The 13,887-nt window shown below is 69.9% G+C and carries 14 protein-coding genes; 3 read left to right on the top strand and 11 right to left on the bottom strand.

Annotation, left to right across the window (positions count from 1 at the left end; genetic code table 11):
* Positions 1–67: 67 nt before the first annotated feature.
* The 5 genes from ID574_RS40460 to tdh all read right to left on the bottom strand — a co-directional run bounded on the left by ID574_RS40460 (position 68) and on the right by tdh (position 5,227).
* Positions 68–922, bottom strand: coding sequence for a hypothetical protein (locus ID574_RS40460; RefSeq protein ID WP_188194312.1), 855 nt, complete (start codon positions 920–922; stop codon positions 68–70).
* The gene (locus ID574_RS40455; protein WP_188194311.1) at positions 919–1,464 is read right to left on the bottom strand and encodes an RNA polymerase sigma factor; all 546 of its coding nucleotides are present in this window, start codon (positions 1,462–1,464) and stop codon (positions 919–921) included. The genes ID574_RS40460 and ID574_RS40455 overlap by 4 nt, the downstream gene beginning before the upstream one ends.
* 444 nt (positions 1,465–1,908) lie before the next feature.
* Positions 1,909–2,817, bottom strand: a complete 909-nt coding sequence (locus ID574_RS40450) for a LysR family transcriptional regulator (RefSeq protein ID WP_188194310.1) — start codon at positions 2,815–2,817, stop codon at positions 1,909–1,911.
* 140 nt (positions 2,818–2,957) lie between these two features.
* On the bottom strand, positions 2,958–4,127 hold the full coding sequence (locus ID574_RS40445) for a glycine C-acetyltransferase (protein WP_188194309.1): 1,170 nt from the start codon (positions 4,125–4,127) through the stop codon (positions 2,958–2,960).
* A complete protein-coding gene (gene tdh, locus ID574_RS40440) occupies positions 4,127–5,227 on the bottom strand; it encodes an L-threonine 3-dehydrogenase (RefSeq protein WP_223167575.1) in 1,101 nt (366 codons plus the stop codon). The genes ID574_RS40445 and tdh overlap by 1 nt, the downstream gene beginning before the upstream one ends.
* Before the next feature lie 103 nt (positions 5,228–5,330).
* Here tdh and ID574_RS40435 point away from each other — a divergent pair, with 103 nt between their 5' ends.
* The 3 genes from ID574_RS40435 (at position 5,331) to ID574_RS40425 (ending at position 7,898) form a co-directional block, all read left to right on the top strand.
* The gene (locus ID574_RS40435; protein ID WP_188194308.1) at positions 5,331–6,500 is read left to right on the top strand and encodes a Gfo/Idh/MocA family protein; all 1,170 of its coding nucleotides are present in this window, start codon (positions 5,331–5,333) and stop codon (positions 6,498–6,500) included.
* Between the two features lie 214 nt (positions 6,501–6,714).
* Positions 6,715–7,302 carry an RNA polymerase sigma factor gene (locus ID574_RS40430; protein ID WP_188194307.1) on the top strand — a complete coding sequence of 196 codons (588 nt, stop codon included), beginning with the start codon at positions 6,715–6,717 and terminating at the stop codon, positions 7,300–7,302.
* Positions 7,299–7,898 (top strand): hypothetical protein, encoded by a 600-nt coding sequence (locus ID574_RS40425; RefSeq protein WP_188194306.1) that lies wholly within the window; start codon positions 7,299–7,301, stop codon positions 7,896–7,898. Before ID574_RS40430 ends, ID574_RS40425 begins: the two co-directional genes overlap by 4 nt.
* 101 nt (positions 7,899–7,999) lie before the next feature.
* On the opposite strand, the gene ID574_RS40420 is transcribed toward ID574_RS40425, so the two are convergent.
* The 6 genes from ID574_RS40420 to ID574_RS40395 all read right to left on the bottom strand — a co-directional run bounded on the left by ID574_RS40420 (position 8,000) and on the right by ID574_RS40395 (position 13,862).
* Positions 8,000–9,079: an SPFH domain-containing protein gene (locus ID574_RS40420; RefSeq protein ID WP_188194305.1), complete on the bottom strand. Its 1,080-nt coding sequence runs from the start codon at positions 9,077–9,079 to the stop codon at positions 8,000–8,002.
* A 3-nt stretch (positions 9,080–9,082) separates the two neighbouring features.
* Positions 9,083–9,514 (bottom strand): NfeD family protein, encoded by a 432-nt coding sequence (locus tag ID574_RS40415; protein ID WP_188194304.1) that lies wholly within the window; start codon positions 9,512–9,514, stop codon positions 9,083–9,085.
* A gap of 72 nt (positions 9,515–9,586) precedes the next feature.
* Positions 9,587–10,699, bottom strand: coding sequence for a L,D-transpeptidase (locus ID574_RS40410; protein WP_223167574.1), 1,113 nt, complete (start codon positions 10,697–10,699; stop codon positions 9,587–9,589).
* A 129-nt stretch (positions 10,700–10,828) separates the two neighbouring features.
* Complete coding sequence (fahA, locus tag ID574_RS40405; protein WP_188194302.1) at positions 10,829–11,932, bottom strand: fumarylacetoacetase; 1,104 nt, start codon at positions 11,930–11,932, stop codon at positions 10,829–10,831.
* On the bottom strand, positions 11,929–12,711 hold the full coding sequence (locus ID574_RS40400) for a hypothetical protein (protein ID WP_223167573.1): 783 nt from the start codon (positions 12,709–12,711) through the stop codon (positions 11,929–11,931). The genes fahA and ID574_RS40400 overlap by 4 nt, the downstream gene beginning before the upstream one ends.
* On the bottom strand, positions 12,693–13,862 hold the full coding sequence (locus tag ID574_RS40395; RefSeq protein ID WP_188194301.1) for a homogentisate 1,2-dioxygenase: 1,170 nt from the start codon (positions 13,860–13,862) through the stop codon (positions 12,693–12,695). Before ID574_RS40395 ends, ID574_RS40400 begins: the two co-directional genes overlap by 19 nt.
* Positions 13,863–13,887 lie beyond the last annotated feature (25 nt).

Below are 13,887 nucleotides of genomic sequence, written 5' to 3'. Positions count from 1 at the left end.
GGGCACTCCGGACAGGCCGAGCAGCGTACGGTGCGGAACAGTCATACGACGACGTCAGCCACGAAGATCACGACGAGGGGCAACCGTTGGCGGCGTTGAGGTTGTCGATGTTCTTCTGGGGCATCGGCTTTTCGTGCACGACAATGGTGGCCGATCCGGGCTCGTTGAGGGTGCCGCCGTGCACGAGCCACGAGTCCGGCACGGAATCCGCCACGTCGTAGTCACGGGCGTCCTTGGAGTCGGGATCGGTGACGATGAACTCCTCGATGCTCACGCCCCGCTCCCGCAACATGGCCCGCACCTCGGCGACGCTCTTGTTGTAGTAGGGGACGCAGTGCATGGGCTCGCCCTTGGCGTCGAACGAGGTGGTGCTCTCATAGCGCTCGCCCGGCCGCGCCTTCCTGCCAACGTCGATGTGGGCGGTGCCCTTGAAACCGACTGGGATCTTCACCCCGATGGCACAGCCGTCCATCTTGCCGCACTGGCCGGGCGGGTTGATGCCCTGGATCTCGGGCAGGTGCCGCTTGTCCGGAGATGTGGGGAAGACCGAGCCCTCGAGCGCGGGGGTCGTGGGAATCACCCGCAGCGAGATGTTGAGTCCCACAGCTCGCAACTGAGTCTCGTAGCTCTCCGGATCGGCGTAAAGGTCCTTGATCGCGATGATGTAGTAGCCACCCTCGCGCTTGATGTCCAGCGCGACCGCGGATGAAGTGGGCAACAGCCAGCTCATCGCCAGGACGGCGGCCGTGAGCAGGGCGCCCGCGGGTATGGCCACCCGCAGGCTCAGACGCCTGCGGGTCCTGCGGGGCGCGGGCTCGGCGGTGCTCATGATGTCATGCATGAGCTCGCGGGCGCCCTCGCTCACCTCGGTGACGGGCGGGGCCGCGAATCGGGCGACGAGCGCGTCGATGTCCCTGGTCATGAGTCTCCTTTCGCGAGCGACACGACCCGCCGGCCGTAGCCGGTGAGGTCGGGGTCGAGGTCGGCGAGTTCCTTGGCCAGCCGTTTGCGGGCGCGGTGGAGCCGGAGCCGCGCGGCTCCGCGCGAGCAGCCGAGCACCTTGGCGATCTCGGGACCGCTGAGTCCCTCCCAGGCGACCAGCGAGAGCAGCTCCCTGTCGTCGTCGGAGAGCCGCCTGAACGCCTGGTGGGCGAGGCCGTCGCCGGTGACGGACGTCTCCCAGGTCGTGATCTCGTCACGGAGCCGCAGGGCCAGGGCGGCCCGGCGTTCCTCGGCGCGGAAGTGGTTGGCGAGCACGCGCCTGGCCACGCCGTACAGCCAGAGCCGCGCCTCGTCGCCCTTGGGGACGTCGCTCAGCCGGCGCCAGGCGGTGGTGAACGTCTCGGAGATCACGTCCGCGATGTCGTCGGGTGAGGAGGCGCGCCGCCGGACATAGGTGGCCACGGCGGGATAGTGCGCCATGTAGATCTCCTCGAAGCGTTGTTCGGGCTCGGGTGGCCCCATGTGGCGATCCTTCCGTTGGGCTAACACACCTGAGGAGATGTCCGGATAAGAGGGGGTGTTTCATCCGCTCTTCATGCCGGGCGGGGCGGCGACCGTGCGGAGGTCGACCGTGCGGAGGTCGACGGGGCGGGCGTGCCGCTGTCGCAGAGACCGCCACGACGGCGATCGCCGAGGCGTCGAGCGCCACGTCCACGCAGTCCGTCCTGGCCAGGTGGCGGTACTACGACACCTTCGTGCTCTGGACCACGTGCATGGACAAGGGCGCAGAACTGGTGCGGACCGGATACGCGAGCAGGTACGACTGCAGGTCCGACCACCCCTTCTGGCAACTGTGGGTCTTACGCTGACCTGCTGACGGCTCACGCCCTCCGGTGTAGGCACCGGGGGCGTGGCCTGGAGGAGCGGGCCGCCCTCGCGGCCGAGCGCCGGTGCGTACGCCGTCCCTCACCCCGTTCCGAGCGAGGCGGCGACCGTGCGGAGGGCGGAGAGGAGGGGGCGCACGAGGGGATGGGAGTCGGCGCCCCTGCGGACGGCGGCGAAGACGCGGCGTTCCGGCCCGGGCGCGTGGCGTACGACGACGCCCGGCAGCACCATGTCCCGCAGCGCCAGCCGCGGTACGAGGGCCACCCCCGCGCCCGCGCCGACGAGGGCGACCACGGCGCGGAAGTCGTCGGAGCAGTGCGCGAGGTCGGGGGTGAAACCCGCCCGCTGGCAGGCGAACGTGATCACGTCGTGCACGGGGTTGCCCGGATACGGGCCGATCCAGGTCTCGGAGGCGAGAGACGCGAGGGACGTGAGCGGGGCCTCCGCCGCCGGGTGGTGGCCGGGGAGCACCAGGTCGAACGGCTCGGCGTACAGCGGCAGGCGGGACAGGCGACGGTCGGAGGCGTCGGGCGCGCCGCGGTATTCGACCGCGATCGCCAGGTCGGCCTCGGAGTCGAGCAGCATGGCCAGGCTCTGGTCGCCTTCGGCGTCGAGCACGCGCACCCGGACGCCGGGCGCGTTGTCGCGCAGGGCGATGATCGCGGGGGACAGCACGGCGCTGATGGCGGTGGCGAAGCAGGCCACGGTGACCTCGCCGACCTCGCCCGCGGCGTACGCGGCCACCTCGGCCTCGGCGCGCTCGAGCTGGGCGAGGACCTCGTTGGCGTGGCTCAGCATGATCTTGCCGACGGCGGTGAGGTGGACGCCGCGCCCGTCGCGGGTGAACAGGCGGTGGCCCACCTCGTGCTCCAGCGCGACGAGCTGCTGGGACACGGCGGAAGGGGTGAGGTGCAGCGCGGCCGCCGCGGCGGTGACCGTGCCGTGGTCGGCCACCGCGCGCAGCGTGCGCAGCCGCCGCGTGTCTATCACGCAGCGAGAATACTCACCGGCGGACCGGGCGCGGTCCTCTTGGGGGTCGGGCGGGCCCGCGGGTCGGCGGGCGCGCCGCTCCAGGCTGGAAAAGGGGCGCGGGTCGGCGGGCCCACGCCGTCCTCTCGGATGGGGAGGGGTCAGCCTCGTGCCTGGATGAAGGCCTGGACGGCGCGTTCGACGTCCTCCTCCGAGTGGGCCGCCGACAGCTGGACGCGGATCCTGGCCTGGCCGTGCGGCACGACCGGGTACGAGAACCCGATCACGTAGATGCCCAGGTCGAGCAGGCGCTCGGCCATGGCGGCGGCCTCGGCGGCGTCGCCGATCATCACGGGCACGATCGGGTGGTCGCCGGGCAGGATGTCGAAGCCGGCCTTGGTCATCTCGCTGCGGAAGCGCGCCGTGTTGGCGCGCAGCCGCTCGCGGGCCTCGTTCGAGGTCTCCAGGAGGTTGAGGATGCGCAGCGACGCCGAGGCGATGACCGGGGCGAGCGAGTTGGAGAACAGGTAGGGCCGGGAGCGCTGGCGCAGCAGCTCGCAGATCTCCTTGCGGGCCGCGACGTAGCCGCCGCTGGCCCCGCCGAGGGCCTTGCCCAGCGTGCCGGTGATGATGTCGATCCGATCGGTGACGCCGTGCAGCTCGGGTGTGCCCCGGCCGGTCGGGCCGACGAAGCCGACGGCGTGGGAATCGTCGACCATGACCATGGCGTCGTAGCGTTCGGCCAGATCGCAGATGTCCCGCAACGGCGCGACATATCCGTCCATGGAGAACACGCCGTCGGTCACGATCAGCCGCCGCCGCGCCTCCGACGCCTCCTTCAGCCGGGCCTCCAACTCGGCCATGTCGCGGTTGGCGTACCGGAAACGCTGGGCCTTGGAGAGCCTGATGCCGTCGATGATGCTGGCGTGGTTGAGCGCGTCGGAGATCACCGCGTCCTGGCCGTCGAGCAGGGTCTCGAACACGCCGCCGTTCGCGTCGAAGCACGAACTGTAGAGGACGGTGTCCTCCATGCCGAGGAAGTCCGACAGGCGTGCTTCGAGCTCCTTGTGCACCTCCTGGGTGCCGCAGATGAACCGCACCGACGCCATGCCGAACCCCCACCGGTCCAGCGCCGCCTTGGCCGCCTCGATCACGTCCGGATTGTCGGCCAGGCCCAGGTAGTTGTTGGCGCAGAAGTTCAGCACCTCGCGCCCGGCCACGCCGACCTGGGAGCTCTGCGGGGTGGAGAGCACACGCTCGGGCTTGAGCAGCCCGGCCTCGGTGATCTCGTCGAGCGTCGCACGCAGCTGCTCGCGTACGTTCGTGAACATCAAGCGCTCCTGTCTATGGTCGCGGCCGCTTCGGCCTCCGTTGGCTCGTTCCTCGCTCTCTCCGGCCGAGCTCCTCCGCTCCAGTCCAGGATGACCTTGCCGGTGCGGCCGCTCGCGGCGGTGTCGAAGGCCGCGTCGAAGTCCCGGTACGAGAACCGATCGGTGATCACGGGAGTGAGGTCGAGGCCCTTCTCCAGCAGGACGGACATGTTGTACCAGGTCTCGAACATCTCCCGGCCGTAGACCCCCTTGATCGTGATCATGGAGGTCACGACGGTGGCCCAGTCGATGGCGAACTCCTCGGCGGGCAGCCCGAGCATGGCGATCTTCCCGCCGTGCGTCATGTGGGCGATCATGTCGCGCATGGCCTGGGGGCTGCCGGACATCTCCAGGCCCACGTCGAAGCCCTCGCGCATGTGGAGCCTGCGCATGCCTTCCTCGAGGGACTCGCGGGAGACGTTCAGCGCGAGCGAGACGCCGAGCTTGCCGGCCAGCTCCAGCCGCTCGTCGCTGACGTCGGTGATCATGACGTTGCGGGCGCCCACGTGCGTGGCCACGGCCGCCGCCATCAGCCCGATCGGCCCCGCGCCGGTGATCAGGACGTCCTCGCCGACCACGGGGAAGGACAGCGCGGTGTGCACGGCGTTGCCGAACGGGTCGAAGATGGCCGCCACGTCGGGGTGGACCTGGACGCGGTGGACCCAGACGTTCGAGGCGGGCAGGGTGACGTATTCAGCGAAGGCGCCGTCCCTGTTGACCCCGAGCCCGATCGTGTTGCGGCACAGGTGCCTGCGCCCGGCCATGCAGTTGCGGCACTTGCCGCAGACGAGGTGCCCCTCGCCGCTGACGAGGTCGCCGACGGAGACGTCCTCGACGCCCGGCGCCACCTCCACCACGTGGCCGGAGAACTCGTGCCCGACGATGAGCGGGAGTTTCAGGGCGTGCTTGGCCCAGTCGTCATATTTCCGGATATGGAGGTCGGTGCCGCAGATGCCGGTCCTCAGGACCCGGATCTTCACCTCGCCCGGCCCCACCTCCGGCTCCGGCACGTCGACCAGCCACAGACCGGGCTCGGCCTTCTCCTTGACCAGCGCTTTCATGGCTCCCATTCCCCCTAGGTCGAACTTAACGCACTCTGCCCGCCGGCCCCGGTCCATGTCCATCGAGGACTTCTTAAGTGCCCCCACAGCTAAGCTTCACGCCGTGGACGATCTGCGCATCGGGGTCATCGGCCTCGGCCTCCGTACGAGCCTCGCGCTGAACGCGCACCGCCCGGGCAAGGGATCGGTCGTGACCGCGTTATGCGACTCCGACCCGGCCACGCTCAAGCGGCAGGCCGATCGCTTCGACGCGGGGTTCACCACATCGGACCACCGCGAGCTGCTCGACCGCGACGACCTGGACGCGGTCATCGTGATGACGCCGGACGACACGCACGAGCGCATCGCGATCGACTGCCTGGAGGCCGGCAAGAGCGTCTACCTGGAGAAGCCGCTGGCCATCACCGTGGAGGGCTGCGACGCCATCCTCCGCGCCGCCCGCCGCACCGGGACCAGGCTGTACGTCGGCCACAACATGCGGCACATGGGCGTCGTACGCCTCATGCGCGACATCATCCGCAAGGGCGTCATCGGCGAGCCGAAGACCGTCTGGGTGCGCCACTTCGTCTCGTACGGCGGCGACTACTACTTCAAGGACTGGCACGCCGACCGCACCCGCACCACGGGGCTCCTGCTGCAGAAGGCGGCCCACGACCTCGACGTGATCCACTGGCTCGCGGGCGGCTACACCACCAGGGTCAACGCCTTCGGCGACCTCATGGTCTACGGCGACCTGCCGCACCGCGCCCCGGGCACGCCGCGCCCCGAGGGCTGGCTCAAGGAATACCAGTGGCCGCCGACCTCGCGCCGGGACCTGCACCACGTCGTGGACGTCGAGGACGTGTCGGTGATGAACATGCGCCTGGACAACGGCGTCATCGCCGCCTACCAGCAGTGCCACTTCTCGCCCGACTACGTGCGCAACTACACGGTCATCGGCACGGAGGGGCGGCTGGAGAACTTCGGTGACGGGCCGGGCGACACGGTCAAGGTGTGGAACACCGGGCCCACGGGCTACCGGGACGACTGCGACATCGCGTACAAGGTGCCGCCGGCGCAGGGGCCGCACGGGGGAGCGGATGCGGAGATCGTGGCGGAGTTCTGCAGGTTCGTCCGGGACGGTGGCGCCACGGACACCTCGCCGGTGGCGGCGCGGATGAGCGTGGCGGCCGGGTACATGGCGACGATGTCGCTGCGGGACGGGGGGATGCCGTACGACGTGCCGCCTCTGGATCCGGAGCTGGCCGCGTACTTCGACGGTGGGCAGGCTTGATGGCCGGGGAGGTGGGGGCGACGCCCGATGTGCCGAGCGCTCGGGTGGTGTCCATGCTCACGGGAGCGCCGGTGGAGGTCGATATGAGGCCCGGCAGCCCGCGTCCAGACGGTCTCACGCGAGGGACACGGCCGAGTGGCTGGACCTCCTGGCCACGATCAGGTGCCGCGTGCCGGAACCTGATGAGCCGGCCGGACAGTAGATATGTGTGGACATGTCATTACGGGCCCGGATACGGAGCGGGGATAAAGCCGCGTTCGGCGAGCTCTTCGACGACTACGCCAAAGCCGTCTACAACCATGCCTTCCGCCTGACCGCCAACTGGTCCACGGCCGAGGACGTGATGGCGCTGACGTTCCTCGAGGCGTGGCGATCAAGGGCACGGATCGACCCCGAGGGCGGCTCGCTGAAGCCCTGGTTGCTCGTCATCGCCACCAACGTGGCCCGTAACGTGCGCCGGGCCGCCCGCCGCCACGACGACGCCCTGGCCCGGCTGCCCAGAGGTGAAGAGGTGCCCGACTTCGCGGACGAGGTGGTGGGCCGCATGGACGACGCCGAGCGGCTGGCCGCGGTGCGTCAGGCGTACGGCCGGCTGCGCCGCCACGAGCAGGACGTCTTCGCCCTGTGCGTCCTCGGCGGCCTCGACTACGCCGAGGCCGCCGAGGCGCTCGGCATCCCCGTGGGCACCGTCAAGTCCCGGCTGTCGCGGGCTCGCAGAAAGCTCGCGCTTCTCGGGGAACCGCCCCCGGCGCCGCGACAGGTAGTAGGTGACCGAGGCCCCGAGAAGGAGGAGATCCGATGAACTGGCCGGCTGAACGCGATCTTCCCGAGGGCCGTCACCGACTGCTCAAGGAGTTCGTGATGACCGAGATCGACGCCAAGCCCGCGCGCAGGCGCCTCCCGCGCCTCGCCATCCTCGCCCCCGCCCTCGGGCTGGCGGCCGCCGCGGCGGTGGCCGTGCCGCTGCTGCTCGGCGGCAGCCCCGCGTACGCCCTGGCCAAGAGCCCCGAAGGGCTCATCAGCATCACCATAAACGAGGCCAAGGATCCGAAGAGGCTCCAGGCGGACCTTCGGGCGATGGGGGCGAACGTGGTCGTGGACTACATCCCCATGGGCAAGAAGTGCAGCCCGCAGCCGCGCAGCAGCCGCTTCCTCAGCAGTGAGGAGGCGCCGCTGTCGGTCTTCCCGCCGCCCAAGGGCTGGGAGCCGAAGAACGCTTCGGAGCTGAGCTTCCTCATCGACCCGCGTGTGATCGGCCCTGGTCAGACCGGGGTGCTGGAATTCAGCGTCTCGGAGGGCGACCGGGGGACGGTCGCGGGCATCTGGGCGCGCGTCGGCGAGGGGCCGATCGCCGAGTGCACGCTGGTGGACACCACGGATGCGCCCCTGTCCCACTGACTCCGGTGGCACGGCGAGTTCGGCGGGGGCGCGCTACGCCGTACGGAACGACGCCCGCCGCATGATCGGATGCGGCGGGCGTCGCCCTGGTCAGCGGGAGGTCAGCGCTCGGCCTCCTTGCGCTCACGCTCCAGGTCCGAGAACGGGGACGGCTCCTGGGCGCCCTGGGTGAGCTGGCGGGGGCCGTTCGGGCTCTCGGCCTCCTGCGCGTCGGCGACGGCCTCGGCCGCTGCCTCCGCCGCCTTGGCGGCCTCCTCCTCGGCCACCGCCGCAGTCTGCGGCACCTCGTCCCGCGTGGCGGCCGACCGCGGCAGCGCCTCCGTGAAGGCCTTCGAGACCCCCTGCAGCGCCGAGGTGACCTCGCTCGGGATCACCCAGAACGTGTTGCCGCTGCCCTGCGCCAGCTGCGGCAGCACCTGGAGGTATTGGTAGGCCAGCAGCTTCGGGTCGGGGTCGTTGCGGTGGACGGCCTGGAAGACCTGGTCGATGGCGCGCGACTGGCCCTCGGCCTCCAGGACGGCGGCGGCCCGCTGGCCCTCGGCCCGCAGGATGCGGGCCTGCTTGTCGCCCTCCGCCGTGAGGATCTGCGACTGGCGCTGGCCCTCGGCGTTGAGGATCGCGGCACGCTTGTCGCGCTCGGCCCGCATCTGCTTCTCCATCGCGTCCTTGATGGTCTTGGGCGGGTCGATGGCCTTGATCTCGACGCGGTTGACGCGCAGGCCCCACTTGCCGGTGGCCTCGTCGAGCACGCCGCGCAGCTGGCTGTTGATGGTGTCGCGCGAGGTCAGGGTCTTTTCGAGGTCCATGGAGCCGACGACGTTGCGCAGCGTGGTCACCGTGAGCTGCTCGACGCCGGCGATGTAGTTGGCGATCTCGTACGCCGCCGCCCGCGGGTCGGTGACCTGGAAGTAGAGTACGGTGTCGATCTCGACGACCAGGTTGTCCTCGGTGATGACGGGCCGCGGAGGGAAGGACACGACCTGTTCACGCAGGTCGATCATGGGATAGACACGGTCGATGTACGGGATGACGAAGTTGAGGCCCGGTTTGAGCGTGCGATGGTAACGGCCGAGACGCTCGACGTTGCGCGCCCGGGCCTGCGGGACGATCCGCACGGCCTTGAGCACGGTGAACACGGCGAAGAGTATGACGAGAAGTCCGACGAGCAAGAGCGGATCCATGGATCACTCCCGGGGATAGACGAGGGCTGTCGCCCCCTCGATCTCGATGATGTCGACGGTCGCCCCCGCGGGGATCACCAGGGTTTCGTCGTAGGCGCGCGCCGACCATTCCTCGCCCCCGACGCGTACTCGCCCGTCGCGCCCCGTCACTTCCGAGATCACATAGGCGGGTTTGCCGACCAGCGCTTCCACGCCGAACCGCTGGAGCTGCGGCTGCTTGATATGGCGCATCGCCAGCGGCCTGACGACCAGCAGGCCGGCCGCGGAGGAGGCGGCGAAGAACAGTAACTGCAGGGGGACGGGCAATCCGATGGCGGCGGTCGCGGCGGTCAGGAGAGCCGCCACGCCGAGGAGACCGAGCGCGGCCGTGAACGTGAACAGCTCAGCCACACCGAGGACGAGTGCGAGGATTACCCAGATGATCCATTCATCCATGTCCGGCCCTCCTGTCGAGACAACGGGCCCGAGTCCGTGAGTGGTTCCCCTTTCTCTACCGTAATCCTGTATTTATCCCTGCGGCACCCGTCCACCTGCGGAATCGGCGGGAAGCAGAGAGCTTCCCTGTCTCCATTCCTCCCACGACAGTTGCCAGAAACCCCATCCGTTGTCCCACTCGAGCTCGCGGTCTGTGCCGGTGATGGTGACGGGGTCGCCGCGCAGGGTGGTGGCGTAGAACCAGGCGGCCTGATCGGGGCGGGAATTGATGCAGCCGTGGCTGACGTTCGCCTTGCCCTGCGCCCACACGTTGTCCTTGGCGTGCACGTATTCGCCGCTGTTGGAAATGCGCACGGCGTGGTCGATCATCAGGTCGTAGTAACCGGGCTCGCCCTTTTCCCGGCCGGGGGAGACCATGCGGACCGGATTGCCCTTGTCCATGGTCAGGTGGATGCCGCTGGTCGTGGTGTATTCGCGGGTGGTGGCCATGCCGGCGCTGATGGCCATGCGCTGGGCGACCTCGCCGTCGCGCAGGACGACCATCTGGTGCGTCCTGGTGTCGATCGTGCTGGTCTGCCCGCGGCCGACGGTGAAGGCGAAGGTGGAGTCGGTGGCGCCGTAGACGCCGGCGGCCGGGCGCACGCCGGCCAGGTGGGCGGTGACGGTGACGCGCTGCCTGGGCGCCCAGAAGCGGCGGGTGCGGTAGACCACCCGGGTGTCGCTCGTCCACCGCCACGCACCCTCGACCGGCTGCTCGGCCTTGACCTCGAGCGCCCGCTCGACGGCCGCCTTGTCGTCCACCGGGGTGTCGAAGTCGATGATGATCGGCATGCCGGTGCCGACGGTCTCGCCGGGGAGGGGCGCGGTCGCGGCGATCCCGAAGGCCCGCCCGGCCGGGCGGGTGCGGAAGCGGCCCATCGCCACCGTGGCGGGACCACGCGCACCCGCTGCCGTGGCGGCCACCGTGTATTCGGCCGCGGGTTTGAGCGTCCAGTCGGAGCGCCAGATCGTCTTGGAGGCGTCGAGCCTGCCGGGGACGGGCTCACCGCTCACATAGGCCGACACCTTGGTCAACCTGCCGCCGGACGCCCTGATCACCAGGCCGCGGTCGGGCCGGGCGCGCTTGCTGTCGAGGGCGGGCGAGATGTGCACGACCGGCGGTGTGACCGGTGTCTCCGCCGTCACGGGACCGCAGCCGCAAATCAGGAGAAAAGCGACACAAAGCGTCGCGGCTCGCCGCATGTGACTCCTGCTTTCCGAGGGAAGGGTGCTCCCAGGGTAGCGGTCAGTCAGCGGCCGAGCACGCTGAGTCACCTACACGATAGTTCCGGAAACCTCCCCCAATGTCAGGTCGCCGGCGGTGGCCCGGATGGTCACGGTGTCGCCGTCCTCGAGGAAGGCGCGGGTTTCACCGCCCGCCAGCTTGATCGGGTCGGTCCCGTTCCAGGTCAGCTCGATGAGCGAGCCCCGCTCGCCCGGCTCGGGTCCCGAGATCGTGCCGCTGGCGAACAGGTCACCGGTCCGCAGCGACGCCCCGTTCACAGTCATGTGCGCGAGCATCTGGTCGGGCGTCCAGTACATGCTCGAATACGGCGGCCGTGATACGACCTCCCCGTTGAGCAGGATCTCGAGGGAGATGTCCAGCCCCCAGTCGCCCTGCCTACGGAGGTACTCGACCGGCTCAGGGTCCTGCGGGCGCCCGGGGATCCTGGGCAGCGCCTCCAGCGGCGTGATCCACGGCGAGATCGACGTGGCGAACGACTTGGCCAGGAACGGCCCCAGCGGACGGTATTCCCACGCCTGGATGTCCCGCGCGCTCCAGTCGTTGACCAGCGTCACCCCGAACACGTGCTCCTCGAAGGCCCCGGCGGACGTGCCGAGGGTCGTGGGCACGCCGACCACGAACCCCAGCTCCGCCTCCAGGTCGAGCTTTTCGCACGGTCCGAACCGGCCCTCGCCGAGCTGCCCCCGCGGCCGTTTGACCGGCGTGCCGGACACGACGACCGTGCCCGCCCTGCCGTGGTATCCGATCGGCAGGTGCCGCCAGTTCGGCAGCAGCGGCTCGGTGTCGGGGCGGAACATCCGGCCGACGTTGCTCGCGTGGTCGAGCGAGCAGTAGAAGTCGACGTAGTCGCCCACCTCGAACGGCATGTGGAGCTGCACCTGCGCCAGCGGGATCAGGTGGGGCTCGGTCACGGACAGGTCGTCGGTGAGCTTGTTCCTGATCAGCTCCCGGGTGTCGTGCCAGGCCGTGCGCCCCCTGGCCATGAACGGGTTGAGCGACGGGGCGGCGAACACCTCGTCGTGCAGCGCGGCGGTCAGGTCGAGCACTTTGTCGCCGTACCGCACCCCCACCCGGGGCGACTCCCCGGGCAGGGAGAAGACGCCGTAGGGCAGGTTGTCCACTCCCCAGCTCACGAATACTCCTCGATCAGTCCGAGCGCCTGCAGGTCTTCCGCGGGCGTGCTGGTGTTGCACGAGCCGTAGCTCACGAGCAGCCGCCGTGCCCGCTTGGCTGTCTCCTCCGACACGGCGTGCGCGAGCCGTACGAGATGGCCCACGTCGGTGCTGCGCAGCACGGGCGCGGGATCGCGTCCCTCGGCCGCCTCGCAGACCGCGAGCAGCAGATTGAGGAAGCCGTGCCGGTCCACGCCGAGCGAGGGGTCGAAGTGGCGTACGGCGTGGTGCAGCCCGGCCGTGGCCTTGAACGGCACGTCCCGCTCGACGCAGGACCTGATGAACATCCCGAGCTGCTCCGCCGCCGGGAAGGCGTCGGCGGTCAGGCCGCCGCAGCGCACCTTCAGCCCGGCGCCGTCGGGCACGTCCATGCCGATCCTGCGCGGCGGGACCTCGGCGAACAGCCGGACCCCGTCGGGCAGCCGCAGCCGCTGGGCCAGCGCCTCCACCGTCTCGCCGTCCGGCAGCGGCATCTCGACGATGTCCACCGGCAGGTCGTCGAAGGGCGGCAGCTCCGGCGTGTCCACGATCAGGCCGATCCGCCGCGGCCGGTAGTCCTTGGCCCGCAGCCGGTCGATCCGGCTGGCCGGGCAGAGGAAGCGGTGCGTGAGCACCGGGTTGCCGCGCTCCAGGTCCCGCCGGTTGCGGGCGAGCGCCTCGTCCATGTGCAGGGACGTCGGCGGGAACAGTCCCGCGTCGTCCACCAGTGCCGTGTAGAGCATCATCGCGACCAGGTCCACGCGTAGCCGGGATCCTCGCAGGACAGAGCGCCCTGACCGAGGTCGAGCGGGCGGAAGGTGTCGACCATCACGGCCATCTCGCTCGTGGTCGTGACGCCCCGCGCGACCGCGTCGATCACCGCCTCGACCGCGCCGGGCTGCGGCCCGTGCGTGAACCCGGCCGGGTGCAGTGAGATCGAGCCGACGTCGATGCCGGAGCCCTTGCGCGCGGAGTAGTCGCCACCCACGTAGAACATGAACTCGTCGGAGTCCACGTTGTGGTGGTTGTAGGGGATCGGGATCGCCTCGGGGTGGTAGTCGAGCGGCCGCGGGCAGAACGAGCACACCACGAACCCGGGCCCCTCGAACGTCTGGTGCACGGGCGGCGGCGCGTGCGTCTTCTTCACGATCGGCTCGAAGTCGTCGATGTTGAACGCGAACGGATAGAGGTAGCCGTCCCAGCCCACCACGTCGAACGGGTGGTTGCGGTAGACGAGCCTGGTCAGCCCGCCGCGCGTGCGCACCAGCACCGGCACCTCCTCGCCCTCGACGACGAGCGGCTCGGCGGGGGAGCGCAGGTCGCGCTCGCAGTACGGCGCGTGCTCCAGGAACTGCCCGTACTGCGACAGGTAGCGCTTGGGCGGCCTGATGTGCCCGGACGCCTCGATGGCCAGCACGTTGACCCGGCCGTTCGGCACCCACCGGTGAATGGTCCCGGTCGGGATGACGACGTAGTCGCCCTCGCCGGCCTCGATCACGCCGTATGTGGACTCGAACCGGACGGAGCCCGCCTGCACGTAGACGCACTCGTCGCCCATCGAGTTGCGGTAGAGCTCGCTCGGCTGGTCGCTGGTGGCGTACGACAATCGGACGTCGCCGTTGCCGGCCAGCAGCATGCGCCCGCTGACGAGGTCGCCGGCGCTGGACAGCTCCTGGGTGCGGAAGTGGCGCGGCGAAAGCGGCAGGTTGGGCTCCAGGCGCGTCTCCGTGACCGGTGTGACGGCCTCCGCCTTGACGATCGCGGTCGGCAGGTAGCGGTGGTAGAGCAGCGAGGAGTCGGACGAGAACCCCTCCTCGCCCATCAGTTCCTCGGCGTAGAGACCGCCGTCCGGCCGCCTGAACTGCACGTGCCGCTTGCGCGGCACCTCCCCAACGACGCGATAGTACGGCATCGGCCCCTCCAGCGTTCGTCCGTTT

The sequence above is a fragment of the Nonomuraea sp. SYSU D8015 genome, from assembly GCF_008065375.1.
Lineage (GTDB): Bacteria > Actinomycetota > Actinomycetes > Streptosporangiales > Streptosporangiaceae > Nonomuraea.
Note: the sequence above shows the minus strand (reverse complement) of the source record. Positions and strands in the feature narration are given on the sequence as shown.

Coding starts and splice junctions, on each gene's coding strand:
- ID574_RS40460 (WP_188194312.1), bottom strand. CDS start 922: ATGACCAGGGACATCGACGCGCTCGTCGCCCGATTCGCGGCCCCGCCC.
- ID574_RS40420 (WP_188194305.1), bottom strand. CDS start 9,079: ATGGATCCGCTCTTGCTCGTCGGACTTCTCGTCATACTCTTCGCCGTG.
- ID574_RS40425 (WP_188194306.1), top strand. CDS start 7,299: ATGAACTGGCCGGCTGAACGCGATCTTCCCGAGGGCCGTCACCGACTG.
- ID574_RS40395 (WP_188194301.1), bottom strand. CDS start 13,862: ATGCCGTACTATCGCGTCGTTGGGGAGGTGCCGCGCAAGCGGCACGTG.
- ID574_RS40415 (WP_188194304.1), bottom strand. CDS start 9,514: ATGGATGAATGGATCATCTGGGTAATCCTCGCACTCGTCCTCGGTGTG.
- ID574_RS40430 (WP_188194307.1), top strand. CDS start 6,715: ATGTCATTACGGGCCCGGATACGGAGCGGGGATAAAGCCGCGTTCGGC.
- ID574_RS40455 (WP_188194311.1), bottom strand. CDS start 1,464: ATGGGGCCACCCGAGCCCGAACAACGCTTCGAGGAGATCTACATGGCG.
- tdh (WP_223167575.1), bottom strand. CDS start 5,227: ATGAAAGCGCTGGTCAAGGAGAAGGCCGAGCCCGGTCTGTGGCTGGTC.
- ID574_RS40445 (WP_188194309.1), bottom strand. CDS start 4,127: ATGTTCACGAACGTACGCGAGCAGCTGCGTGCGACGCTCGACGAGATC.